At 40.1% G+C, this 25,963-nt stretch carries 27 protein-coding genes; 12 read left to right on the forward strand and 15 right to left on the reverse strand.

What is annotated here, in order from left to right; translation table 11 throughout:
- The first annotated feature begins 82 nt into the window (after window positions 1–82).
- The 3 genes from L3V77_RS23055 to L3V77_RS23065 are packed head-to-tail and all read left to right on the forward strand — an operon-like array spanning window position 83 to window position 2,173.
- Window positions 83–955, forward strand: coding sequence for an amidohydrolase family protein (locus tag L3V77_RS23055; protein WP_275137152.1), 873 nt, complete (start codon window positions 83–85; stop codon window positions 953–955).
- A complete protein-coding gene (locus tag L3V77_RS23060; RefSeq protein ID WP_275137153.1) occupies window positions 955–1,323 on the forward strand; it encodes a protocatechuate 4,5-dioxygenase subunit alpha in 369 nt (122 codons plus the stop codon). Before L3V77_RS23055 ends, L3V77_RS23060 begins: the two co-directional genes overlap by 1 nt.
- A gap of 1 nt (window position 1,324) precedes the next feature.
- Window positions 1,325–2,173: a class III extradiol dioxygenase family protein gene (locus L3V77_RS23065; RefSeq protein ID WP_275137154.1), complete on the forward strand. Its 849-nt coding sequence runs from the start codon at window positions 1,325–1,327 to the stop codon at window positions 2,171–2,173.
- Between the two features lie 146 nt (window positions 2,174–2,319).
- Here the strand turns inward: L3V77_RS23065 and pepE are convergent, their stop codons facing one another.
- From pepE to L3V77_RS23085, 4 genes are all read right to left on the reverse strand, one after another.
- Window positions 2,320–3,051, reverse strand: coding sequence for a dipeptidase PepE (gene pepE, locus L3V77_RS23070; protein WP_275137155.1), 732 nt, complete (start codon window positions 3,049–3,051; stop codon window positions 2,320–2,322).
- A gap of 10 nt (window positions 3,052–3,061) precedes the next feature.
- Window positions 3,062–4,330 (reverse strand): peptidase T, encoded by a 1,269-nt coding sequence (gene pepT / locus L3V77_RS23075; protein WP_275137156.1) that lies wholly within the window; start codon window positions 4,328–4,330, stop codon window positions 3,062–3,064.
- A gap of 64 nt (window positions 4,331–4,394) precedes the next feature.
- Window positions 4,395–5,756 carry a C4-dicarboxylate transporter DcuC gene (gene dcuC, locus L3V77_RS23080; protein ID WP_275137157.1) on the reverse strand — a complete coding sequence of 454 codons (1,362 nt, stop codon included), beginning with the start codon at window positions 5,754–5,756 and terminating at the stop codon, window positions 4,395–4,397.
- A 112-nt stretch (window positions 5,757–5,868) separates the two neighbouring features.
- The gene (locus tag L3V77_RS23085; RefSeq protein WP_342752091.1) at window positions 5,869–6,723 is read right to left on the reverse strand and encodes a MurR/RpiR family transcriptional regulator; all 855 of its coding nucleotides are present in this window, start codon (window positions 6,721–6,723) and stop codon (window positions 5,869–5,871) included.
- Between the two features lie 357 nt (window positions 6,724–7,080).
- On the opposite strand from L3V77_RS23085, the gene L3V77_RS23090 reads away from it, so the two are divergent.
- Complete coding sequence (locus L3V77_RS23090) at window positions 7,081–8,070, forward strand: 2-hydroxyacid dehydrogenase (RefSeq protein WP_275137158.1); 990 nt, start codon at window positions 7,081–7,083, stop codon at window positions 8,068–8,070.
- On the opposite strand, the gene L3V77_RS23095 is transcribed toward L3V77_RS23090, so the two are convergent.
- Entirely contained in the window at window positions 8,065–8,514 is a 450-nt protein-coding gene (locus L3V77_RS23095) for a DUF1499 domain-containing protein (RefSeq protein ID WP_275137159.1), read from the reverse strand. The two genes, L3V77_RS23090 and L3V77_RS23095, sit on opposite strands and share 6 nt — an antisense overlap.
- Before the next feature lie 21 nt (window positions 8,515–8,535).
- The gene (locus L3V77_RS23100; RefSeq protein WP_195705467.1) at window positions 8,536–9,426 is read right to left on the reverse strand and encodes a PA4780 family RIO1-like protein kinase; all 891 of its coding nucleotides are present in this window, start codon (window positions 9,424–9,426) and stop codon (window positions 8,536–8,538) included.
- 471 nt (window positions 9,427–9,897) lie between these two features.
- Between L3V77_RS23100 and L3V77_RS23105 the strand changes: the two genes are divergently transcribed.
- From L3V77_RS23105 to L3V77_RS23115, 3 genes are all read left to right on the forward strand, one after another.
- Window positions 9,898–10,836 (forward strand): LysR family transcriptional regulator, encoded by a 939-nt coding sequence (locus tag L3V77_RS23105; protein WP_275137160.1) that lies wholly within the window; start codon window positions 9,898–9,900, stop codon window positions 10,834–10,836.
- Window positions 10,837–10,993: 157 nt separating this feature from the next.
- A complete protein-coding gene (locus tag L3V77_RS23110; RefSeq protein WP_275137161.1) occupies window positions 10,994–11,584 on the forward strand; it encodes a YadA C-terminal domain-containing protein in 591 nt (196 codons plus the stop codon).
- Between the two features lie 105 nt (window positions 11,585–11,689).
- Window positions 11,690–12,199, forward strand: coding sequence for a hypothetical protein (locus L3V77_RS23115; RefSeq protein WP_275137162.1), 510 nt, complete (start codon window positions 11,690–11,692; stop codon window positions 12,197–12,199).
- A 128-nt stretch (window positions 12,200–12,327) separates the two neighbouring features.
- Here the strand turns inward: L3V77_RS23115 and L3V77_RS23120 are convergent, their stop codons facing one another.
- Window positions 12,328–12,684 (reverse strand): DUF413 domain-containing protein, encoded by a 357-nt coding sequence (locus tag L3V77_RS23120; protein WP_275137163.1) that lies wholly within the window; start codon window positions 12,682–12,684, stop codon window positions 12,328–12,330.
- A gap of 272 nt (window positions 12,685–12,956) precedes the next feature.
- Here L3V77_RS23120 and L3V77_RS23125 point away from each other — a divergent pair, with 272 nt between their 5' ends.
- On the forward strand, window positions 12,957–13,781 hold the full coding sequence (locus L3V77_RS23125; RefSeq protein ID WP_275137164.1) for a mechanosensitive ion channel domain-containing protein: 825 nt from the start codon (window positions 12,957–12,959) through the stop codon (window positions 13,779–13,781).
- Window positions 13,782–13,803: 22 nt separating this feature from the next.
- Here L3V77_RS23125 and L3V77_RS23130 read toward each other — a convergent pair whose 3' ends face one another.
- The 7 genes from L3V77_RS23130 to L3V77_RS23160 form a co-directional block, all read right to left on the reverse strand.
- Entirely contained in the window at window positions 13,804–14,709 is a 906-nt protein-coding gene (locus L3V77_RS23130; protein ID WP_275137165.1) for a LysR family transcriptional regulator, read from the reverse strand.
- Window positions 14,710–14,778: 69 nt separating this feature from the next.
- A complete protein-coding gene (locus L3V77_RS23135; RefSeq protein ID WP_275137166.1) occupies window positions 14,779–16,122 on the reverse strand; it encodes a magnesium transporter in 1,344 nt (447 codons plus the stop codon).
- Window positions 16,123–16,129: 7 nt separating this feature from the next.
- Window positions 16,130–16,579 carry a RimK/LysX family protein gene (locus L3V77_RS23140; RefSeq protein ID WP_275137167.1) on the reverse strand — a complete coding sequence of 150 codons (450 nt, stop codon included), beginning with the start codon at window positions 16,577–16,579 and terminating at the stop codon, window positions 16,130–16,132.
- A 28-nt stretch (window positions 16,580–16,607) separates the two neighbouring features.
- On the reverse strand, window positions 16,608–17,612 hold the full coding sequence (locus L3V77_RS23145) for a succinylglutamate desuccinylase/aspartoacylase family protein (RefSeq protein WP_275137168.1): 1,005 nt from the start codon (window positions 17,610–17,612) through the stop codon (window positions 16,608–16,610).
- Complete coding sequence (rimK, locus tag L3V77_RS23150) at window positions 17,612–18,517, reverse strand: 30S ribosomal protein S6--L-glutamate ligase (RefSeq protein ID WP_275137169.1); 906 nt, start codon at window positions 18,515–18,517, stop codon at window positions 17,612–17,614. The genes L3V77_RS23145 and rimK overlap by 1 nt, the downstream gene beginning before the upstream one ends.
- Window positions 18,518–18,668: 151 nt before the next feature.
- Window positions 18,669–19,493, reverse strand: coding sequence for a hypothetical protein (locus L3V77_RS23155; protein ID WP_275137170.1), 825 nt, complete (start codon window positions 19,491–19,493; stop codon window positions 18,669–18,671).
- A complete protein-coding gene (locus L3V77_RS23160; RefSeq protein WP_275137171.1) occupies window positions 19,493–20,206 on the reverse strand; it encodes an IclR family transcriptional regulator C-terminal domain-containing protein in 714 nt (237 codons plus the stop codon). The genes L3V77_RS23155 and L3V77_RS23160 overlap by 1 nt, the downstream gene beginning before the upstream one ends.
- Window positions 20,207–20,499: 293 nt before the next feature.
- Between L3V77_RS23160 and maoP the strand changes: the two genes are divergently transcribed.
- Window positions 20,500–20,760: a DUF413 domain-containing protein gene (maoP, locus tag L3V77_RS23165; protein ID WP_275137172.1), complete on the forward strand. Its 261-nt coding sequence runs from the start codon at window positions 20,500–20,502 to the stop codon at window positions 20,758–20,760.
- A gap of 83 nt (window positions 20,761–20,843) precedes the next feature.
- A complete protein-coding gene (locus L3V77_RS23170) occupies window positions 20,844–21,404 on the forward strand; it encodes a mechanosensitive ion channel family protein (protein WP_275137173.1) in 561 nt (186 codons plus the stop codon).
- 64 nt (window positions 21,405–21,468) lie between these two features.
- Here the strand turns inward: L3V77_RS23170 and L3V77_RS23175 are convergent, their stop codons facing one another.
- Window positions 21,469–22,392, reverse strand: coding sequence for a sensor domain-containing diguanylate cyclase (locus L3V77_RS23175; RefSeq protein WP_275137174.1), 924 nt, complete (start codon window positions 22,390–22,392; stop codon window positions 21,469–21,471).
- 990 nt (window positions 22,393–23,382) lie between these two features.
- Between L3V77_RS23175 and L3V77_RS23180 the strand changes: the two genes are divergently transcribed.
- Window positions 23,383–24,867, forward strand: coding sequence for an ABC transporter substrate-binding protein (locus tag L3V77_RS23180; protein WP_275137175.1), 1,485 nt, complete (start codon window positions 23,383–23,385; stop codon window positions 24,865–24,867).
- A gap of 142 nt (window positions 24,868–25,009) precedes the next feature.
- On the forward strand, window positions 25,010–25,963 hold the full coding sequence (locus L3V77_RS23185; RefSeq protein WP_275137176.1) for an ABC transporter permease: 954 nt from the start codon (window positions 25,010–25,012) through the stop codon (window positions 25,961–25,963).

Raw genomic sequence — 25,963 nt, forward strand, 5'->3', positions numbered from 1 at the left:
ATACTGGAGCGGCCTTCAATCAACAATGTGAACGTGACAACCTTTAGTAGGATTAGAGGTTACTAACTTATAAGGACATATTATGGATTCCGACTATTTACCATTTCACCCTAGTCCGGCTAAACCAACGTTTCGAGTGCCAGAAGGATCGGTAGATGCTCATTGCCATGTGTTTGGTCCTGCGGGGACATTTCCCTATTCAAAAAAGAGGAAATATACCCCTTGTGATGCACCCAAAGAAACACTTTTTGGGTTGCGCGGTTTTCTAGGCTTTTCAAAAAATGTGATAGTTCAGGCGTCGTGTCATGGCACAGATAATTCCGCGTTGGTTGATGCGTTGCAAACGGCGGGTGACCTCGCCCGAGGTGTCGCAGTGGTTTCAGAGTCGATCAGTGAAGAAGAGATTCAAACGATGCACGATGCAGGCGTGCGTGCGGTTCGATTCAATTTTGTAAAAAGACTCGTAGATTCGACACCAAGAGATGTTTTTCGGAATATCGCCGCTAAGATTCGACCATTCGGATGGCATATAGTGGTCTATTTTGAAGCCTCGGATCTTGACGACATCGCCCCTTTCTTAATCGAGCTAGATACCACGATAGTTGTTGACCATATGGGGCGACCAGATGTATCTGAAGGCGTTGAGTCCAAGGGGTTCAACGAGTTTATTCAGTTAATGGAAGATAACCCAAAAATCTGGACGAAGGTGAGCTGTCCAGAACGGCTAACAGAAACACCACCAGACTATAGCGATGTTGTCCCCTTTGCGAAAAAACTGGTTAAAAGCTTTCCTGATAGGGTGTTATGGGGAACAGATTGGCCGCACCCTAATATGAGATCTCATGTCCCCGATGACGGTAAACTTGTCGACGTTATTGCGTTGATAGCGCCAACGGAAGCATTGCAAAAACAGCTGCTCATTGACAACCCTAACCGCCTTTATTGGAGCAAATAATGAAAGAGAAGAGAACGTCTTATCTGAATACAGATAAAGTGATTCCGGGCACAATCATGTTTGACGGCACAATGGCGCGTAAAGGTTATGGCCTCAATAAAATGTGCTATTCATTTAATAACGCCCCAGACCGAGAGGCATTTCTTGCCGATGAAATGGCCTATTGTGACAAGTTTAACTTGTCGCCTGCTCAAAAAGAGGCAATTAAAAATAGGGATGTATTAAGGCTGTTAGAGGAAGGTGGCAGTATTTACTATTTGGCTAAATTTGTCGGTATTTTAGGGTTAAATATGCAAGATATTGGGGCGATACAAACGGGTATGTCACTTGAAGAATTCAACGAACTTCTAAGAAGTGCAGGAGATTAACATGGCTAAGATTATAGGTGGTATCACCACTTCTCACATTCCGCTGATAGGAAAAGCTATCGACCTAAACCTGCAAAATGAACCCTATTGGAAGTCTTTTTTTGCTGCCTATGTTCCTATTCATAAGTGGCTGGATGAAAAGAAGCCGGACGTTGCCATTATATTTTATAACGATCACGGACTTGAGTTCTTTATTGACAAAAAACCGACGTTTGCCATCGGTGCAGCACATCAATACGTCAATGCCGATGAAGGTTGGGGTATCAAGCCAATTCCTCCGGTGTCTGGCGATGTTGGTCTTTCTTGGCATATCTGTAATGAATTGGTGGCTAACGAGTTCGATATTACTATCTGTCAGGAAATGAAAGTTGACCATGGTTTAACCGTACCAATGCAGTTAATGTGGCCGGGTAATCGCTATTCGCATATGAAGGTAATTCCTGTCTGTATCAATGTTGAACAACACCCTATGCCCTCACCTAAACGCTGCTACGACCTTGGTTGTGCTATTGGTGATGCAGTACGTGATTATGATGAGGACTTAAAGGTTGTGGTATTTGGCACTGGTGGGTTATCTCATCAACTTGACGGCGAACGAGCAGGGTTTATCAACAAAAAATTTGACCTTTATTGCATGGATAAAATCATAGATAATCCGCAAGAGTTGACCGAGTTTTCTATTCTAGATTTGATTGAGAAAGGCGGTGCGCAGGGCGCTGAATTTATCATGTGGATGGGTATGCGCGGTGTATTATCGGACAATATTGAGTTGCTTCATAGCAACTATCATATTCCGATTTCCAATACTGGAGCTGGTACGATGTTGATAGAAGATCATCTACAAGATTGAATAATATGTATCTGACATCCAGCGAAGTTAGCCTGTGAGTGGGTCAGGTGTTATCCAGTTTGGCATTATTTAATCACCTCAGTCACATAGGCCGATAGTCGCTCAGCCTATGTGGTGGTCTACTCTAAAGCTAACCCTTTGTGCCTTTAGCAGCTATGGTCTAGACAGTGAGTTAAATCGCTGTCACTGTCGACTGATTGGGCTGGTTTACCATGGGTAAATATTTTTAGTTTTCTCTCTTCTACAGAATGGTATGAGAGTTTTTCCCCTTCTACCTTTAACATGGAACCTTCGGGGATGGCGACGACAAATTCATGTTGGTTTAGGATCAAAAATTCTTCAATCCTTTCATCTCTTGTTTCGCCCATGTGCCCTGAAACACTTGCTTCAATGTAGTGCGGGTTGATCTGGAATGGTACCAAGTTTAACGAAGGTAAAATGGCAGCGGTGACGATTGGCATATCGTTGGTGGTACGGATAGTTGGTGACGCAATATTGGTGCCCGCGCTCCATCCTATGTAGAGTTTTTCTTGCTTGATTATGGCGTCTCGAAGCGGCCCAACCAAACCTTGGTCGTGGATCATCTTATTCAATACCCATGTGTTACCACCGCTAACGATAATACCGTCGCATTCTTTAATTGCTGCAATTGGATCATCGCATGTGTGAATTCCAGTTACTTCACATCCAAATTGACCCAAGCCATCGTTGAGCTGCCGAGTGCGGTCGTCATAATGTCCACGAATCATGGCATATGGGATAAACAATAGCTTTTTGGCATTGGTTTTTTTGATCATAGGCTTTAGCCATGAAAAACCGAACTCTAATAGCATTGTGTTTCCGGCAATCTTACCGTTACTAAATAACATGATGTTCATAAATTAATTCCTAGGTCACAGCTTCGCTTTGGGCTTCAATATGCTGTTGGGTAATGATGACAATTGATTGAATAACCTTACTGGCAGCCTGTAAAGACGGAACAGGAAGGTATTCATAAATTGAATGAAAATTGTGGGCGCCGGTGAAAATATTAGGACAGGGGAGTCCTTTTTGAGAGAGGACAGCGCCGTCATAGCCCCCTCTCATGGGTGTTGTTTTCATATCAATGCCGTTGTCTTGATAGGCTTGCTTGGCAATAGCGATAGGATAATTTTGAGTGCCTTGAAGACGATTAGCCACATTCTCGTAGCGATCCATCAACGTCAACTCTACAGACTCCTCTCCCCAGAGTGACTGACAGTTTTGACCGAGCTGTTTAAGAAAGGCCATGCGTTTTTTATACCCTACTTGAGAGAAATCGCGAATGTCGAGCTTAAGTAAAGTGGAAGCGCTATTACCTGATAGCTCTTTAACCCAATAGTATCCTTCTCTTCCTTCTGTATATTCCGGCGCTTCTCCTGCGGGTAACATACTGATAAATTTGTGTGCCATAAGCAGTGAGTTTTTAAGCTTTCCTTTGGCAGACATTGGGTGTGCTGATTGGCCAACAAAACGCACTTCAGCATTGCCTGCGTTCCAATTCTCGCAAACAAATTCACCAATACCACAGCAATCAAGAGTATAGCCGAAGTCAGCACCAAATGATTCGACATTGAATGCTTTCGCTCCTCTCAACCCTTGTTCTTCGTCGGGCAAAAAGGCGATTTTAATATCACCATGTTTTAAGGTGGTCTCTCCTTTTGATTTTAACGTAGTGAAGTGCTGCAACATATCCATAATGGCGGCAATGGCCGCTTTATCGTCCGCACCTAACAGACTGGTTCCGTCAGTGACAATGATGTCTTGGTTTTCATATTGAGCAAGCTCAGGAAACTCTGATACTTTGAGCCAAACCTTTTTACTGAGTTCAATATCACCACCTTGATAATTGACAATATGAGCATTGGTATCGTTCGATTGCTCAGCACTGGTATCGAGATGCGCAAAAAAGGACACCGTTGGTACATTGGCGTCATTTCCGCGTAAGGTGGCGGTGAGTATGGCAGTATCTCTGAGTGTGACCTCGTCGAGTCCGAACGCCTCAAGTTCTGCCTTGAGTAGGGTTGCTAATTCAAACTGGCCGGGCGATGAAGGCATGACTCCTTGCGCACCAAGTTCACGGTTTGTTGTTGTGTTGATTTTAGTATAGCGAAGAAACCGATCGGTAATATTTTCCATATTTACATCTTATGATTATTATTTGCGTCGTTAATAGCAGGAGTATGCTCCTGCTATCGGCTATTTAAAGTAGTACCTGAGAACAAACTAAAACAGTGATAAGGCCACCAACCATAGGGATGGCAGTACGTTTTATAAGTTCCATTGGTGATACATTTGCCACACCAGCACAAGCAATCACGACACCAGCAACCGGTGATGCAGATCGCATTAGACCCGATGCTAATTGCATTGGAAGTGCCACGGTTGCTGCCGCTGTTCCTACCTGTGCAGCGACATCAGGCGCTAAGTTAGAAAAGCTAAAGAATGATGCGTTACCTGAACCTGAAAGTAACGTGACAATGGCGATAATCGTGACAAGAACGAGTACCATTGCAATGTAGCCAAAACCAGCACTGGCTGCACTGTCTAATAACAGGTCGATAAATCCAATCGTTGAAAGGCCCGTGACAAAAACTTTTGCTGAGATGATAAGGCTAACAACACTTGCAAATACCGCCCCCATACCTTCTAAATATATTTTAAGTGATGCGCAGACTTTTTTGCCGTCCCTTGTGTAGAGATAGTCACATATCATCGCAACGAATAAAGCAATAAACATTGCGGTAACCACATCAATTTTGACACTGGTAATAGCAAATTTGCTAAAGGTAAGAAGAAGGGCTAACGGCAGGACAGGAAGAATGGCAAACCATTTCGGTGCTTTGCGATGGTCCTTACTTTCCACGTTGAAGTCGTGTTTGATGCCATTTTCTTCATCTTTTTTGTCAAAGTGTTTTTGACAAAAAAAGTGTAATACTGCGATCACTATTATTGCAATAACAGAGACGACCAATTGATAGCTGACAAAATACGTGGCGACATCGATACCGGATATCTCAGCCGCTTTGTTGGCAGCAGAGGACGCTGGACCTAGGTCAAGACAACCCGTTGTGGCAACCACCGCTGCTGCTGCCGCAGGATTGCACCCAACACCGACCAAAACAGGATACATAGCAACCAATAGCAATAGAGCAAGCCCGGTCGCACTTGGGATAAATATATTGATCATCTGACCAATTACATACGCCATAGCAAGTACAACGTACGGATTTTTGATGCGTGACAATGGCTTCGTCGCAATCTGAACGAGGGCATTTGCCGCGCCAATGTGGCTCATGTAACGCGAAAACCCACCAACAGCCATGATAATCAGACCAAGCTTAGCGAGTGTTGATGAGGAGATGACTTTAATAACCTCAAAAAAATCGACAATAATGGAACCTGTCGAGGTTCCGCCTTTTGGCATGAAATCTGGATTCCCTGCGATAACACCGAGTGCGATCATCGTTAAACCTGCCAAAAACAATACCGCTTGAGTATTGTATTTCTTTACTACGAAATAGCCGACGGAGAAAATAACCGGCAGTGCTAATAAAGTAATCATTTTTCTATCCTTGTAATTAATTAATTTTGTCTGTCAACTTAATTTTGGACGTGTTTATATATTCAAATTAAATGAATATAATTTGAATATATAAACTTGATTAAATTAAATGTTAATTTTTAAATATTTTAAATTCTTTAAAGATGTCTTCCATTTTATCAAATCGTTGTTTGTTATTTGTACGATTAGACATGCATTTAATTAATAGCTCGATAATGGAAAGCCCTGCCGAACGATTATTAAAAATAGTACTACTTTCGCTCGCGACGACGATTTGAATATCGCTATAAGATACAAAAGGGTTGACCTCTTGATCGGTCATAACAACGGTTTTACCACCAACCTGACTAAACCAACGAACAACCTTAACCGTCGTACTTGAAAATCGGTGATAAGACATCGCTAGCAGCGTATCATCTTCGTTAATGTCGGCGAGTTGGTGAGGTAATGTAGACGAGTCGGCGTTGAGCAAAATAACGTCTCTTCTTAGATAACGTGCTAATAAATAAAAATAATTGGCTAATGCTTCAGCGGACGCGCTTCCAATGACATAAAGTTTGCCTTGTGGGTTGAGAATAAGATCTGTGGCTTTATCTATATTTAAGACATCGATTGATTGGTAAGTCTTTTCAATATTATTCAGTATTTCTTTTTGATGTTCATTAATTAACTGAGATGTAGAGTCATTTCTTCTTGTGTTATTACAGCGATCTACTGGAGTACTTAGTTCAATAATCAAATCATTCGAAACTGCTTTTTTAAAATCTAAAAAACCATGGAACCCAAGGCGCTGTAAAAATCGACCAAGTGTTGCCTTTCCAATTCCAATCTGATGGCATAGGTCATTTATTTTGGCAAAAGGTAGCATTTCGAATTGAGCAATAAAGTGCTCAATAATTCTGTTGTCTGATTCAGTCAAGTTATCAATAGTATTGACTGATCTAATAAACTCTTGCCTATCCATCATTTATCCTTTTCTCTTATGGGGCGGATTGTCACGCTTCTAATTAGTGGGAGCAAGGGAAACAATTTTTCCCACAATCAAAGTGTGATCTTGTCGATTTTATTGATCAATTATCTTTTAGTGTTCAGCAATAAAACGTTGTATAAGCCTGATAATACATGGCTTTTAGCGAAATGAGGCCGAAGTGAGTTGAATGGATTTATTCGCGGTGATGATTCGAAAATAGTCGTACTTGGGCATGTAATGAGAACCTTTGCACCTGCCATTCTGATGGAGTATTGTGAAGGTAACGCTAATTGAATGAACTCATCGAGTATTGCGCGGATATGTGCAGTTTTCAGTGTAGGTTTGGGGAAAAACATGAAACATATAGCCTTTTTTAGTAGTAAATCTTATGACGAAAAATCCTTTGAACTGTTAAACGATAAAGATGAGTTTGTATTTCATTTTTATGACTTTAGGTTGACAACTAAAACCGCCGCCTTAGCGAAAGGTTGCGAAGTCGTTGTCGCGTTTGTCAACGATGATCTATCACGGCCAGTGCTCGAAAGGCTTAGCCAAGAAGGTGTTCGATTAGTGGCTCTAAGATGTGCAGGTTTTGATAACGTAGATGTAGAGATGGCGAAGAGCATCGATATGAAAATCGCTCGTGTTCCAGCCTATTCACCGGAGTCAATTGCTGAGCATGCGGTGGGCCTTATGATGACGTTAAATCGCCGCTTTCACAAAGCCTATCAGAGAACACGAGATGCGAACTTTTCACTTGAGGGACTTGTTGGTTTTAATTTCCATGGGAAAACGGCAGGTATCATAGGGTCAGGAAAGATTGGGTTAGCAACGATGAGAATTCTGAAGGGGTTAGGGATGGATATATTGTGTTACGACCCTTACCCAAGTGATGAAGCTATAAGGTTGGGCGCTCGCTACTGTTCGTTGGACGAGATTTTTAAAGAGGCCAATATCATCTCTTTGCATTGCCCTATGACAGAACAAAATTATCATCTTTTAGATGGTGACGCGTTTCAAAAAATGCGCGATGGCGTCATGATAATCAATACCAGTAGAGGAGAGTTGTTGGATTCATCTGCCGCAATTGACGCTTTGAAAGTTGGTAAAATAGGGGCGTTAGGTCTGGACGTTTACGATAATGAGAAGGATCTGTTTTTTCAGGATAAGTCGAATGACGTTATCGTGGATGACGTATTCCGCCGATTATCTGCTTGTCATAATGTCATATTTACTGGGCATCAAGGTTTTTTGACCGAAGATGCATTACAAAATATTGCAGAAACGACGTTAGGCAATATCCGATCGCTTGATTCCAAAAAGATAAACAAGAATTATTTATAGTGAATTGAACTTGCCTCGAATACGCTCAATACGCGTTCGATTTACTCCAAAATCTGAGCGTCCAATTCGGGATGCAGATCGAATGTGTATTTGTGTCTTGTCAGGACGCTCTTTTACCAAGTAAAACTCTACGTCATCAACAAACTGAAAGAAAGTGGATGTGTATTCTACATGGATGTAATTGCTTTCACTTTCTATTGTTTTAGCATTATCTTCAGATGCAAGTATCTGGACAAGAGCGGTATGTGCTTCAGACAACGTTCCTGAGTAAACAATGGATTCAATCTGATGTGTGTCGTCGTCATTGACTTGGCTACTTAGGCAGTTTGGTGTGCTAGGGCAAGGTGCGAGCTTGCCCTCATTTATACCTAGTAAAGGTTTAGTGCTTGAGCATCCAAATAACAGGGTTATGTTTATTAGAATAACGGCTATCTGAATGTTCATTTTGTTTGCCTTCGCGATATCTTAATCGCCATCAGTCCAATTAAATTTGCTTTCGTCGACACCTTCTTTCGCCTCTTTTAGGCGCTCTCGCTTGTATCGCTCTTCGTTTCGGGCTGCATCAATTTCTTGCATTATTACGGTAATATCAGCATCGATATCACTTTCCGTAAATGTACCAGTTAACTCACGATCCGGCGTGAGTTCGCCTTTCTCAAACAGAGCCCAAATCTCTTTTGCATAACTAGTAGTCAGTATCTCTGGAGCGTATTGGCCGTAGTAATCACGAATATTGTTAATGTCACGCTCTAGCATCCACTCGGCGTTGTTATTGGCGGAGGCGTCTACGGCCTGCGGTAGATCGATAATCACAGGACCATATTCGTCGACCAGCACATTAAACTCGGACAAGTCACCATGGATTAATCCCACGCAAAGCATCTTAACCACGTAAGACATCATGACGAGATGGTCTTCAATCGCTTGTTCAGCAGACATGGTGACATCGTTTAGCCTTGGAGCAACGTACCCATCGTCATCTGTGACCAATTCCATAAGCAAAACCCCATCGAAGCAACCATAAGGTTCTGGCACTCTAACGCCTGCGGCAGCGAGTTTATACAATGCATCGACTTCCGCACTTTGCCATACTTTCTCTTGCTGTTCACGACCAAACCCCGAACCTTTTTCCATGGCTCGAGCTCGACGGCTATTACGGACTTTACGACCTTCTCTATATGAGACAGCTTGCTTAAAGCTGCGTTGATTCGCTTCCTTGTACACTTTGGCACAACGGATCATATCGCCACAGCGTACTATGTACACAGAAGCCTCTTTGCCACTCATTAATTGGCTCTTCACCTCGTCGACCAAGCCATCGTCAACGAGAGGTTGTATTCTCTTAGGTATTTTCATAGCTTCGTTATACCTTAGTTAGCCAATGGATGTAATATTAAGCTGGCAAACGGAGTCAATTTATCCATGTTTTTACGACATTCCGGCGAAAAAACAACCAAATCGCACTTTGCTTAAAAAGAGAATGGTTATTAGTGAGTGATGCATTATTCGTCTCATTTTGTTATCCGGGTTCTGAACCGTAAAATGCAAACGAATACATCGCTAACCTATTCGTGCTATGAATTAATGATATTTTGCGAAGGGAAGGTTTTTTTGCTGACGTGTTTTGTGAACAATATTCTGTTTGAGCATTATCAATAATAGTGATCAAAATTGGTGTTTGTCAGAAGGGGAGCCTTCAGATAAATGAAGGCTTAATTAACGTTACGATACGTTTATCTTAAGTGCCCAGTTTTGTCGTAATGGCTGTCTTCTTATAGGAAACTCGAATAGACTGAGGATACCTGTGTTTAGCGCTAAATGGTCGGTATGAAAAAAGATTTATTCACTAGCTTAGACCTTAATTTATTAAGGACCTTTTTGATACTTTCTCAAGAACTAAATATGAGAAAAGCATCAGAGCGGCTTTTTGTGTCTCAACCTGCTATTAGTCAATCGCTTGCAAAGCTTCGACACCATTTTGATGATGAACTGTTTGTAAAAGTACAGAAAGGGCTACAAGCCACTCCGTTTGCCGAGGCACTCGCAACCTCTATCTCTCCCCACATGTATGGTCTCGCTAATAGCGTTAATAACCACCTAGAATTTTCTCCAGAGACATTGGAAAAATCAGTAAAAATTGCCCTTTCTCCAGTGGTGCTCGCGAGCCTGTCCGGTTCGCTTTACCAAGCCTTTAAAAAAGCGGCCCCCAATGCCATCATTGATTTAGTGAGTTGGTCTGGCAGTACGGTAGAGGACCTAAAAAGAGACAATGTTTACTTAGCGATAAGTTATGAAATAGAAACGCCATCTGAGGTATACGCCAAGAAACTAGTGGGTCTAAGCGGACAAGTCATCGTGCGAAATGAGCATCCAATAAAGAAAACGCTGACCACCCCTGCAGACTATGCTGGCTATGAAATTGCGTCAATGGTTTCACCAGGCTTCAATGAAAACTTCAGTATTGCAGCGGATATCATGCAGCAGTACGGATTTGAATCCAAAGTAGGATTTCGTTCTGAAATCATGATGGCTCTCATTGATATTATTCAACATACCGATATGTACCTACCCCACACGAATCTTTTTCCTATTCATTTGTATCCCAATTTACGTACTTTGGATATTGATATTGGGGGAAAAGGTTACATGATTGACGTATATAGTTATTGTCACAGCCGACATAGAAATACAGCCATGTTTAACTGGCTACACAACCTGATATCGGCAGTAATTCAAGAACAACTCGTGAGTCGTTCTACCAAATAACGTTAGGCTTGATAAGCGCTGCTTATTACCAATATAAGGAATAACGTTTAGTCCGCACACCCAATTTTCAATAATATTCTGGTCATCGACAAGAGGTCGAACGCAATAGGTATTGCTAACAGAAGGATTTTTATTATTAAATATTTTAGGTGTGCAAATGAACAAATCAATCATCACTCTTTCTCTCATTTCAGTTTTTTCTACCCAAGCTATTGCAGGTGCTCAAATTGAAAATCCGATCTGGAACGGTAAGCCAAGTATAGATAACAGTGTCCCCGGCATTGCAGAGCGCCCCCAGCCTCAAGTACCAACACAACCTCCCGTTGATAGCGTGCCTGACCGACCAGAGAAAGATTCAACTCCAGATAGAATACAGCCTACCGACCCAGAATTTGGTCTTCCTTATGAACCTCAAATGCCGTCCATATCAGATAGTCAGCGTATTTCGTCTCTTGAATTGGATTTCGAAAGAATGGCAAACCAACTAGAAGAACAATCAGAGCAAATGGATGGTGTCCGTGCAAGCTTGCATGCGGTAACCAATGCCCGCCCATTTGTTACCAATGGTGAGTTTGCTATCGGTACCGGCGTTGGTTTTGCTGGTTCCAAAGAAGCTCTAGCTATAGGTGGTGCATATGGAATTAATGAGAAATTGAGTGTATCTGGCACTTTCCATTATGAAACGAAAGGTAAACACTCGTCGTCAGATGTAGCTGGTGGCGTTGGTGTTCAATACACATTTAACTAGCACACTAAGGCTGGCCAAGGACGGCTTAGCCCCTTAAAGGCGATGTAAAGAAAATTCAATACTCGCACTGAACGGATTTTTATTTGTTACTCTGAGTGTGAAACAATGAGAAAAATACTGTTTTTAATATTACTTGTTAGCGCAAGTAATATATCCGCTAATACATTGCATATTTCCCCAGAAATTAAGTTTGGACCATATATTGGGGCAGGTATTTCTGGAGGTGGGTTACAACTGGGTCTAGCTGATAGCTTGGGTTTCGATGCCATCTACTTTTCATACAGCGACACATACGCCGAGTTTTTATCTATTGATGAAGACAGAATACAGACCTATCGGTTGGGTGGTCAATATCAACTGGTTAATGTACCAAAAATGTCGTTGCAACTTGAAGTTGGCGCAGCCAAGTACAAAGGGAATCGAAAATATTTAGGCGGCTCAACCCGCGCTTTAGAAGGCCAAGGAGGCAGTTTTTCGGCGTCATGGGTAATCGCGGTGACGGACAATATTGGTTTTAGAGCCGGAGCAGATTTCAATTATATTGATAAAGACAAAACGTTTTTGCCTAATTCTCTTACGGCAACGATTTCTACAGGCGTCGTTTTTAGTTATTAATTGTGAGCGCGTTGGCTAACTGTTAGTCCTATGCGCTCTTAAAAATAGCCGTTGTGGGTTGTCGAATCAACCTCATTGGCGCTCAATTCATGTGTCAATATATAGATGTAATAATGTAGAATATAGCATTAATAAGCCTGTTCCAAATCATTAGAATAACGTTCTGAATATACTTCATAGTGTTTACTTCTGCCATTCAAGGTATGAAAGTTTTTCCTTCCTCTTGCTAGCTTAATGTATTTGAGCCACGTTCTTTCCAGCTTTGTTTTTGCTTTTCCGGGGTTCTGTAACACTTTAATGAAATGCCTTTCTTCTGCGTTGATGGGCGAAATGTCACTTGCTTCTAATGCAAGTAATGTTTGGCCATATGAACTAAGAAGATAATCTTCCTCTACAGTAAAGTCTCCGGACTTACCAAAGCCACGAGAAAATGCGTTGCTATCGTAAAAACGTTTTTCACCAATTCTAATTTCAGTTTCAATCATTTATTTGTCCTTAAAAATCGTAAATCACTATCATCAAGTGAACGATATTTCCTATTTAAATATAAATAAAGAAAATAATTTAACTCATCACGATAAAAATTATTTGTTTTGAAGTGAGGGGATGTACGATAAAATATTTTAATCGTTTTAATAGAAATAACTTCACGTGTTTCCTTAAAAATAATAGCTTTTTATGATGACAATATGAGTTGTTTAATTATAATTACGGCGTTCGTACACTGTATTTATAAACCTATTATTCTGAGCCTGAAATGCTAATATCTGAAATCCCTATACCGCCAAAAATGATTATTACACTTGTTTTTATATTTGGAGTGTGGTCATTGAAATACCTCTGGATAGCGGCTATTCGACACCGTAATAGTCCTCTACAAGAGAGACACAAAAACTGGATTAGTGTTGCCAGAAATTTGAGTAATCTTGGACTAGTCATAGGTGTTGCGGTAGTTTGGCTTTCTGAGCTACAGAATTTCGCAATCTCTGTCGCGGCATTTACCGTGGCTATTGTGATAGCCACAAAAGAGTTGCTGCAGTGTTTTCTAGGTTTCTTTTCATGGGTTACAAACCGTCCATTTAGAGTGGGGGATTGGATCGAAGTGAATGGCCATTGTGGAGAAGTGTCTGATATTGATTGGATAAAATTTCGATTATTAGAGGTAGATATGGAAAATGGTTATACATATACAGGGAAATCTATTACGGTTATGAATAGTGTGTTACTTATTCAACCAATAATTAACCTAAACTTCATGCGTAGGTATGTAATGCACAGCTTTTCCATAGTACGTGAGAATAATGTTAATTTATTCGAACTTAAAACACCGATTATGGAAACGATTGCTGAATTAATAAGCCCGTTTCAAGATGTTGCTTCGCGTTACTCCAATTTAATCAGCAAGCGATTAGAGATTGAAGCCACATCAATTGAACCGTTTATCTATATTCATACAACCGATGTGGCTAACCAAGTGATCTCAATTACTATTTTTTGCCCAACGGAAGAAGCGCATTCATTGGAACAAAAAATAACTGAGCGCTTTATGGCGCTCTGGTATGAAAAATTGAAAGTCGTCTAAAATCAATAGATAGAGCGATGAATTATTCGCTCTGAACGTCCATATTTTCGGCTTCTCCGGCCTGAACCAAACTATAGGCTGTGGAAGGCTCAATCTTATGAATAAGTTTTTCTACAGCAATAATTGCTTCTATAGAGGTACTTTTCTTTCTATAGCTTAGGTATAACGGTCTATCCCAATTTAAGCTATTTTCTACCAACAACAACTGTCCAGAATTTAAAAAAGGTTCAACAACCGATGCTGGTAAATAAGCACTGCCACCTTTTTCTAAAATGAAATCTAACGCGATTCTGCCTGTTGATGTTCTTAGGTAGGGGGCATTTACCTGAGGATGCCTATCAGCATGCTCGGAAGAGAACGCGGTCCCCCAATCCACATAAACGTATCTTTCGGAAAGTGCTTTATCTACATCACAATGAGTTGTTGAAACTAAAACCAAAGTGAGATCAGCGATTCTTTTACACTCTAATTCCTCCGCTTTTAGGGGATCAAACGCGAATGCTATATCTAATGTGCGCTCAATTAATCCTCTGTTGATCTGCTCTCTACTGAGTACTTCAGCATTAAAACCATACCCATGGAATTCATCGGTTACAATACTGAGACAATTCTGCAGGTAGGCATCCCAAATGTTGGGTGTTCCACCAATTGTAAGTTGAAGCGCTTTAGAACTTTCTAACGATAACTCATATTTGGCTTGTTGGAGTGTTTTGACCATGACTTCAGCGTAACCAATTAACCGTTCGCCTGAAGACGTTAATTTAATATTGTTTCTATCTCTGGTGAATAAAACAGTATTAAAGTAACTCTCTAACTGTTTTATTCTTGCACTAACAGCTGCCTGGGTAATATGTAGGTTTTCTGCGGCTCGGCCAAAATGCCTGACACGAGCCAACTCTAGAAATGTATTTAGTACTCTAACGTCCACTATTGATTTCTCTTTAGGTCTTTGTCTATGTCGTTATGATTACTCAAAGTGCAATAATTAGACATAACTTTACACTAAAAAGATAGCACCTAACCCGAGAAATACGAGGAAGCCAACGACATCCGTTACTGTCGTGAGAACCACAGAACCCGCTACAGCAGGATCTATGTTTAACTTTTTGAGCGTGAAAGGAATCAAGGTTCCTGACAAAGCCGCCGCCAGACTGTTTACACAGATTGCACAACAGATGATTAATGAAAGCGCCATTGAGTCAAACACGTAGTAAACAATACTACCGATAGCCGCCCCCATTACCACACCGTTAATGGCCGCAATTTTTACTTCTTTGTTTACAAGTAGCCGTAAGTTGCTTTGGTGTAAGTGATTCAGTGCAATGCCTCGTATAGCAACGGCGAGAGTTTGGCTTCCTGCAATCCCTCCCATGCTGGCAACGACTGGCATAAGAATAGCCAACGCGACGACCTGCTCGACAACGTTTTCAAAAATACCGATGATTGCGGAGGCGGCAAAAGCGGTGACTAAATTTATAACAAGCCATAATGCCCGTAATCTTGTCGCAACTTTTAGAGGGGTAAAAAGGTCTTCTTCACTTTTTACATTCTCAGCGACAACCGCTTGTAAGCTTAATTCTCTCAAGGTGAGAGCAATAGTGGTCATGGACATTATTCCCATGACTTTTCCCTCAGACAAAACGGGAAACCAGTGAGTATTGCCATCAATAGAGAGTTGTTTACTGATCTCTTTAATGTCTTGTGTATCCTCGAGAATAGGTGTGACAACCGCTAAATCTCTTAGTTTTGTCTCATTCTCTTGAGCCAAAAACACCTCTGGTTTAACCGTGCCAACAATCCCTAAAGTATCTCTTACAATAATAAGGCGGATAGGCGTTTCTGTTCTTTTTGATATCTCACTTTTGATCCGTCCAACACTATTTTTAGCGTTAGCGACGAGAAAAAAGGGCTCAACATATCGCCCGACCTTGTCATCTTCATAAGACAATGCTTGTTGAATATAGGCAACCGTTGCTTCACTTTGTGTAAGAAGGTATTCATCAACAAACTCATTTGGTAAGAAATCGGAGAAAGTAATGACATCATTTTCGCTAATGCATGAAAGCCTCTCAACGGCAAGTTCATCAGATAGTGATTGATGGATATGCTTAGCAGTGTCGTACTGTAAGAAGTTTACAATTGTCCAATATCGTTCTGCAGGGATCACTTCTACAATTTGTAGCCGATATTGAATGTTGACCGACTCCAGTATATTGGCAAGGTCAGCGTCCTGATAATCTTTAAGAAAACTTAGGTCAACGGACGATCCCATTGCGCTAATAAACTCAGCCAATAACTCCGGGTTATTCTCTGTAATTTGCAATTGATTAAAGTCGGTCATTTTTAATTTATCCTGATCTTGTGTCTGCAGATTCTTCTATTAATGTAAAGGCTCTGCTGGGATCAACATAAACACGGTCCCCCATACCTTCTCGGCCTAATAGCATTAGATAGCTCATTTCTTTACGGTTGGTTAGTGTTATCTCAATAGGCCAAGAGCGCCCACCAATGGAGAAAAGTGTGCTAATTACAACTCGTTGCTCTGACTCGCCATTCGAAGATTTTATTTTTCGAGAGTCGACGACCGGAGCGGATGTTGTTACCGTTTGTTCCATGTTGTAGATATCAGGGTGTAGGTCAAACTCTACATAGAGTTGACCTTTTTTCCTAAATCTACGTATGTTGTCTACATGCATAGAGGATGTTTTAGCACCGGTATCCACACGAACCTCTAAGTCTGAGATCCCTAAGTCTGGCAAACAACATAGTTCGAGGTTTCCAATTATCAGTCTGTCCATTGGCTTTCCTGTTAATCAATGTTTTATCTTACAAAAGTATAGAGTCGTGCATCATTTCAATGTGTTCGGCGACATCATTTTCGTCTTTGCCAAAATAGGCAATATGGAACATGGCGTCACCTTCTTGTACTAAAGGTATATTCTGCTTGCCGATTATGATCCCTGAACGGGTAGACACGGCCTTATGAATTAACTCTCCAAGAGGTGAGTTAATCTCCGCAAGAATTTGTCCCTTTTCTACCTGTTCTCCAAGTTTTACAAATTCATGAACAAACCCACTTCCTGCTGCTCTTATCCAGTCGCTTTTATTGGCGATGTAAGGTTCAATTTTTCGTTTGCTCGGACGTTTTCGAAGGAGTCCGAGCCCCATTAATACTTTTTGGACACCTTTAAACCCGGCTTGAATTGACAGTTCATCAAAACGCAGTGCTTCTCCTGCCTCATACAATAGAATACGCGTTCCTCTGCTCGTGGCAGCCTCTCGAAGAGACCCATCTCTCAATACAGAATTTAGCAACACTGGAACACCAAATGCTTGGGCAAGCTCTAATGTTTTTTCATCACTCAAATCGGCTCTAATTTGTGGCAGGTTTGATCGATGAATTGCGCCTGTATGTATGTCAATTCCGTAATCACAATGCTCTACGACATTTTGCATAAAATCTTGGGCAAGCCTTGCCGCTAAAGACCCTTTCGCTGACCCAGGAAAACACCGATTTAGATCTCTTCTGTCTGGCAGATAGCGACTTTGATTAAGCACGCCGTATACATTGACCATTGGGACGAGAATTAATGTTCCTCGGATTATGTTCAAGTTTGCTTCTATTAGTCTGCGAATGATCTCGATTCCATTTAGTTCATCACCATGTATTGCCGCGCTTACGAATACAGTTGGTCCTTTCTTTACTGCTCTTTGTACATGAACAGGAATGAATAGTTCCGTGTTGGTATATAACTTGGCCACGGGGATATTAATTTGGCACTTCGAGCCGGCTAAAATTTCAGTACCCGCTATCGATAGGCGATTTGCCATCACCCCTTTCCTTTTGTTTTATTTGCATTTGGTTTCGCCGTTTTTTCGATAAAATCAAAAATCATTCCTGCAATATCTTTTCCTGTCGCGGTTTCAATGCCTTCAAGGCCTGGAGATGAATTGACTTCCATAACGACTGGGCCATTGTTTGACTGCAGAATATCAACACCACAGAGGTTGAGGCCCATTGCTTTCGCCGCGTTAACCGCGGTAAGACGTTCTTCTTTTGTTAGGCGTACTAGCTGAGCTGATCCACCGCGGTGCAGATTGGAACGGAATTCGCCTTCACCTGCTTGACGCTTCATCGCAGCAATCACTCGGTTACCAACCACAAAACAACGAATATCGGCACCGCCGGCTTCTTCAATGAATTCTTGAACGAGAATATTCGCTTTTAGTCCCATAAATGCTTCAATAACACTCTCGGCGGCTTTATTTGTCTCAGCTAAAACAACGCCAATACCTTGAGTCCCTTCGAGTAGCTTGATAACAACCGGCGCTCCACCAACATTCTTAATTAGGTCTTGGATCTTATCAGGTTTGCTTGCAAAACCTGTTTTCGGAAGCCCAATACCTTTACGTGATAACAGCTGTAATGACCTCAACTTGTCGCGAGAGCGGCTTATCGCGACAGATTCGTTAATACAAAAAGTACCCATCACCTCAAATTGCCTGACGACAGCAGTACCGTAAAAAGTGATGGATGCGCCAATGCGCGGAATCACTGCGTCATAAGTCGGTAAACTTTCGCCGTGATAGCGAACTTTAGGGTTGCTACTGGTAATATCCATGTAGCAATGCAATGTATCAATTATATCGACTTGGTGGCCTCTAGCTTCGCCCGCTTCCTTTAAACGACGAGTAGAATATAAAGATTCGTTACGAGATAAGATGGCAATACGCATGTTAATTTTCCAACTATTTGGGATTTAATGTGGCGCGAATATAAGGCCAAAAATGAATGGTTGAAAGCAAATAATATCTATCTTTTCGACAAAGAATTTCTATGGTTATATTGCTATTTTTCATACCCATATTTCTTATGCAGGGTAGAATTTATGTTCCATTTTTTCTTATGATATTTAATACAGATTGTACTTCTTTCGCAAAAATTAGTGCGTCGTTGTCTCCCGTCAGCTGTATCAGTACGGTCTCGTTTGAATGGATACATCGGCTGACAATTGACAGCAACAAATCTAAATCAATTGCGTAAGGTGGCTTGATAGTCATTCCTCGAACAATCGCTCTTAAATCTATGTTTAAAGCAATAGAATTATGGTTAAAGAGAAAAATATCGAGTCCTTCGTATATAGATGGTGACGTTGAATAAAAAGTAGTGCTGTTGAGCCATTCAACCCCCATACTTTTCGCTAAATTTAGCTCTGGTGTTGTATGAAAGTCTTCAAATACACCAATACTCAACATATTAATATCAGACTTTTGAGTGAGAACGGAGGCATACCCTTGCATCGGGATAAAGCTTAGTTTATTGACTAAGTCCACTCTGTGGTTGATGTTGATGACACCAATATCGCTAGTATCATAAGCGGCTAGGCATTCAATGAAACTTTCACAACTATTTGAAAAAATAACGGGTAAGATCTTTTGTTCAAGTAAGGCATATATATACTGAGTAAACGCCATGCTTTCGATGATGTTTGAATTTGTGATAGGAAAGTACCCGCCATTTTTTACCGGAAGCGTGTGAGGTAAGTCAGTTTTAGCATACCAATGGTAGGTGTATTCAATGGCTTCTTCTGCTTCCTCAAATAACAAGTCATCTTCTTCGGAAGACTTGAAGCAAGTACCAACAAGTACGATTTGTCTGTTACGGATGTGAGACCTTCTTTTAATAAAGCACTCAACCATATTTTTAAACATTATCTACTCCCATTTAGGATTGATGCTTCATTCATTAGGTCTTGAAGAACTCGTTCAAAACCTGTTCTCGCTCGTTCATTCGGCGCCATAACAGTAATAGCGCCAACTAACGTCTTTTTACGGATAATTGGAACACTAATGCCAATAACACCCGTATTATATTCAGACTTACTTATTGAAAATCCGTCATATTTGGTTTTTTTGATAGATAGTTTCCAATAGGGGTCGTAAGTATCTAGTCCATAATATTTAGCCACTTTTTCTTGTCGTTCTCTAGGCAAGTTTGCGAGTAAAACTTTTGACGAGGCCCCTTTTATTAACGGTTGTGTTTGTCCTACTTCAAATGTGCATCTGAGCGCCTCTTTACTTTCTTTACACACGGTACATAAAGCGTGGTACCCTGCCGGTACCATAAACATACAAGTTTCACCAGTAACGATACTCAATCGTTCTAAAGCATTTCCATACTCTCGATATCCCAATTTTGCTTTTTCATGACTTCTAGCCAAAGCTAAGGACATCGATCCAATGTAAATCTCTTTTGTGTATAGGTTCTCTTCAATGTGGCGCCAGTCTTTTAACAGGGTTATATAGCGATACAAACTACTTAAAGGCATAGTTAAGTCCTCGCTAAGTCTTCTTATACTGACCGCTTTTTCATAGGAAGCTATTTGGTCTAGGATAAGAAATATCTTTTCGTTTGTATTACTCATATTACTCGATGGTAGACTGGTTGGTTGTTTAAGGGATATTCTCATAATTTGAGAACGGGCCGATTATACTTTTTTATATTATTCCTTAAGTTGATATGCGCCAATAAAAATTTCAAATGATTATTTTTATTAAAAAGATAAATATTTTTTATCAATAAATAATGTAAGGATAATTAATTTATTTTATTAACTCGACTTAAAATATTTGTTATATTTATCGTCGCAATTCTGCTATTACTTATCTGTTTAATCACTAACTTAAAAATAGAGCCATGGGACATATAAAGTTACGAATGGGAGAGAAATGCTTCGAAGATGAAGAGATATTCCCTGATGGATTTGCAGAATCAGGTGCGTTTTCTTATGCGGAAGAAGAGTTACTGACATATTGGGGAGAAACAATGTACGCTCTAGAGGTCGGGCATCTCATTCCTGAAAACTCAGAAGAAGAACATTTTGTACAAGTGATTGAAGGCTCCAAATTGGCTCGTTCTTGTCTTGAGAAAGTGTGGCTCAAATACAAAGCATTATCTGGTTTCGATATACATTCATAAAGATATCGTTCTCTGACACATGACGAGAAACCAATTATTCGCTATGCTTATAAACATTCAAAGCGTAATTTCTAGGTAGTTTAATGATTGATTACATTCAAAATAGTTATTTATTGCAACAGGTTTTCATTGGAATATTACTTTTAATCAGCTTTCGGGTTGTAAGAAAGGTTGTCCACAAGTGGCTAGAGAAACTAGCAGACAACAAACAAGTCTCTCTACAAAGAAAACAGTTTGTTATCAAATCATTTAATGTTGCCTCACTAGGGCTATTTGGCGCGATTTTTACAATCTTTTTAGGCATTGGCTTCGGGGATATTTCTCTTTTCTTGTCCTCAGTTTTTGCAGTGTTAGGTGTTGCACTCTTTGCTCAATGGTCTATTTTGAGCAATCTGACCGCGAGCATACTCATTTTTTTCGTATTCCCTTACCGAATAGGAGACATGATTAAAGTTGCTGAAAAAGATGCGGATGTTAGTGGAGAACTCATAGATATCACTATGTTTCATGTGATTATACGACATGAGGATGGCAATATTATTACCTATCCAAATAATTTGATTTTACAAAAAGGGGTTACGAAGATTCTGAACCAATCAGGTCATAGTATTGAGGCAACGGATAAGCATTCGCTCAACAATTAAATAATAGCCAGAGAATAGTATTATTGATTTAAACGCTGAGGAAAGGACTGGATGGCGCTATTTATTAAGGCTTCTTTATTCCGTTATCTAACTCTTTTACTAGGGAAAATTTGGCGCCAGTGGATTTTGCCAAATACATCGCTTTGTCAGCTAAAGAGATAAGTGATGATAGGTCTTCCTTATCTTGTGGGTACACACCAATACCTATGCTTGCGTTAACTGAAACGCTTTCGTTTGCGTTATCAATAGTGACAGGTTGTGATATTACGCTGTGTATTTTTGTACTAATGGCTTCTAATTCGTAGAGGTGATCATAGCCATTGGTGATTTTGAACAATATTAAAAACTCATCACCTCCGACCCTAAAAACATAATCATCTGCTCGCAACATACTATTTAGTCTTGAACCTAATTCACCCAGTAATATGTCGCCAATATGATGACCTAAGGTATCATTTATGGTTTTGAACTTGTCCAAATCAAAGTAGACAACACCGATAGAATTCGATGACCATTTGGAAAAATAGTTATTTTCCAACAAGTGTTGTAGAGATCTTTTATTGGCTAAACCAGTGATAGCATCGGTATTTGCACTATTTTTGAGTTCGTTAATTTCACTTTCAACATCGGAATAATCTTGTATCGTCGCGATGCCGTGAAGCTCATTACTGATCTCAATATAGGCAATTGATATCTTGGCGTGAAACTGTTTTCCTTCAAAATTGATACAGGGCAAGAGAGCTCTAGAACGCATAGCTTTAGCAGGTGATTTTTTATGAATGTAGTGCTTAACTTTATGCTTATGATTTTCTACAGAGGACGCAGGTATTAGGTCATCAAGGCGCATAGACGTTAGTTCTGCTTGAGAATAACCAAATAGTGCAGAGCAGGCTGAATTCGCATAGACAATTTCAGAGGCATCATTGGCGATGAGAATAGCATCACCAAGGAACTCCAAAAAAGATCCAACTTCTGATAATTCTCTCATAATTATTCACCAAACCAATAGAACTGACATATTTAATTAAAATGGGATTTATATCAACCTTAGTCACTATTTATCCGATAATAATGTCAATAACTATGATCTCACTGTTTTAATGGGGATAAAAATAACTTTTTTTGTAAACAACGCATACTGAACTGAAGCTAGCAAGGACGAAAGGTATAAAAACTCAGATGACACGAATAAGCTCTGTTAAATATAACGCCAATGTGTTCTTAGGTTAACCGTTTGCGAACCACCTCAAACAATGGTACTGTCGTGACAAAATTTGCCTGTGTCACGGATTAGTTTCAAATGCTAGCGTTAGAAAAAGATTCAGATACAATCACTCATCAAGCTAACGCATTAACTTCTGCAGCATACAATTCTTACCCGTGACGAAAAACGCCTTTTTACCTAACATCTAATAACGTAATAAATAAACGTATTCGATGTTATGAGTTAGTCCAATATTTTGTTGAAATAAATCACACCGAGTATTTATAAATATTCACATGTGACAGTAGTTATAGTAGCCAAAATATTTGCAAGGTAACTGCTTCTCTAGCATAAAAATAGCTATTTTTTGCGTACCAAAAAAGAACGAAGAAAAATGGTGTTGCATACTCATTTCATTCGATCGTTTATGGAAGAAATAAATCAACTCTAGTCGTTAAGCGGTAGAGTTTTACGAGTCATTGTGACAGACAACGGTGATCAATAACCGGTCACGTGTGAAGTGGGTTGCATCGATGAATAAATAATTTTTGCCGCCGCTTATTAAAACCTGTAAGGGCGAAAATAAAAGTGTAAATAAGTAAGACGATATAATATGAATAAGTAGCAGACAACAATCGTTCTAATCGTATAGCAGTAGCAGAGATAATGTTGAAATATTAAATCTGTAAAGAGAAGGTTATTAAATAACGTCTCTCATACTGAAATAGTAAATGGATAAATATTTTAAATAATATATGAAAGGACAATAAATAAATGCTTTTTAAAAAATTAGTATATGGAAGTTTATTAGTTACATGCCTAGTCTCCACTGTTGCATATGCAGAAACACTGAAAACTCCGCATCAACTTGAGTGGAGAGGACAAGAATCTCTTGATCCTATTTCTTCAACCCGCTTTTATTATGCAGTTCAAATGTTATATAGCCGTCTAGTTAGGCAAGATACACTGGGAGCGCCTTCGCCTGAATTAGCAACAAAATGGACGTCCAATGAAACGGCAACTGAATGGGTGTTTGATTTACGCAAAAATGTAAAATTTCATAACGGTAAAGCATTCACTTCAGCCGATGTTGTGGCGACAATGAATAGAATTCTTGATGTTAAACGAGATGCTCCCGCCAGAGCTGTACTCTCTATTATTAAAGAAGTAAAACCTTTAAATGATCACAGCGTTCAGTTTACGCTGAACAAAGCACATTCTGATTTTCCTATTTTATTAATGGATTACCGAGTAAAAATATTACCTGAGAATGTTGATCAAGATAAGTCCCTTGTTGGCATTGGAACCGGGCCGTTTAAACTTGAAACGCTTAATGTTGAGGGCACGACAAGTCTGATTGCCAATGACGAATACTGGGAAGGCAAACCAAAACTTGACGGTATTGATTTGATCGCAATTGCAGATGACTCGGCTAGAGTACAAGCGCTTTTAGCTCGACAAATTGACTGGATTGGTTGGTCAGGAGTGACATCTCAACAACTGCCTTTATTCCAAAGCAATACAATGTTTAAAATTGATTCGATCTCTACCGGTGATTGGCGTGGAATTATATTTAAAAATGACGTAGCGCCGTTTACTGACCCTAAAGTGCGTAAAGCACTGCGAATCGTGACGGATAGAGAAGAGATGGCTAGATTGGTCGTTGGTGAAAGCGGTGGAGCAACCACTTGTGATACCCCTGTTTGGAAAGGCGATCAGTATCGAATGGATATCGAGTGTAAACAAGATATTGAAGGAGCTAAAAAACTATTAGCCGAAGCTGGTTTTCCTGACGGCATTGATATCGATCTATACACAAGTAACACGGACACCTACTTTCGACCTTTAGTTGAAATCTATCAACGACAAGCTGCAAAAGCCAACATTCGCGTTAATATCAAAATGACCCCGTCGGATAGTTATTGGAATGATGTTTGGATGAAAAAATCCGCATTCACCACGCTTTGGGGACAACGTCCAGCAGATCAAGTCTTAAATGAAGTGTATCGCAGCACAGCACAATGGAATGAATCTACTTGGAATAACCCTGAATTTGACCAGTTATTAGATAAAGCTCGTCTGACTTTAGACGCAACATCTCGTAAAGACCTTTACATTGACGCACAAAAAATGTTGTGGGAACAAGGCGGTAGTTTAATCCCATTCCATCTGCGTAATCACAGAGTCATGATGAAAAATATTAGTATTCCGGCTGTAGAAGATTTTTCAATCCGCTGGAATCTTGTTACTAAAGGATAACGTTAAAAATAAAGTTATAAAAACTGTTTGGCTTTAATGGAATGAAAGTAGGGTGAAAATGCTACTTTTATTCTTTTATTAGTTAGAAGTTGCAGCACACATATTGGTTATGCTCTCACCCCTTTTTATAATAAGGACTTTCATGTTTTCCATGGTTTATAAGCGCCTCTTCACTGCAATGTTTTCTCTTCTTATTGTTGCTGTCTTGGTTTTTTTTGTTACTGAGTTATTACCCGGTGATTTTTGTACTAGTTATTTAGGGCAAAATGCAACTGGAAATCGATTAGAACAATGTCGTATAGACAATAATTTAGACTCCCCTTTAATTGAACGTTTTGCACTGTGGTCTGAAAATGTTGTTCATGGCGATTTAGGGACATCACTTAAGCGTCAAAGGCCGGTCAGTGACGTACTTATACCTCGACTAGAAAATACGCTGATATTAGGTGGCATTGCCGCTTCCATTGGGATCCCGATAGCGATTCTTCTTGGGTGTATTGCTGGGCTTAAAGCCAACAAAAAATCAGATCACTTTATATCGATAGCGTCTCTTTTCACCATGACGGTTCCTGAATTTGTAACGGCCACCTTATTGACCCTAGTGTTTAGTATTTGGTTGCCATGGTTTCCGGCGGTGGCTTTAATCGGAGAAAATGCGTCGTTTTCTGAATTGCTGCCTAACTTAGTTTTGCCAGCTGTGACACTGTCTATGGTCATGGTTGCACACATATTACGCATGGTTCGTTCATGTATGATTACTGTGATGAATTCAAGTTACATCAAAATGTCTCGTCTAAAAGGCATCCCTTATTGGCATATCGTTTTTTATCATGCTCTTCCTAATGCGCTTCTTCCTGCTATTAACATTATTGCACTCACTATCGCTTGGCTGCTTGGTGGTGTCGTTATCATTGAGCAGGTATTCAATTACCCTGGTATTGGCAGCCTCATGATCTCTGCTATTTATGATAGAGATTTGCCTGTCGTTCAAGGTATCGCCATTGTTTTAGCAATTATCTATATTTTGGTTAACCTGTGCGCAGATCTTCTTACCTGCATTCTTAATCCTAAACTTCGCACACAACAAGGATATTAA

The organism is Vibrio sp. DW001, assembly GCF_029016285.1.
GTDB lineage: Bacteria > Pseudomonadota > Gammaproteobacteria > Enterobacterales > Vibrionaceae > Vibrio.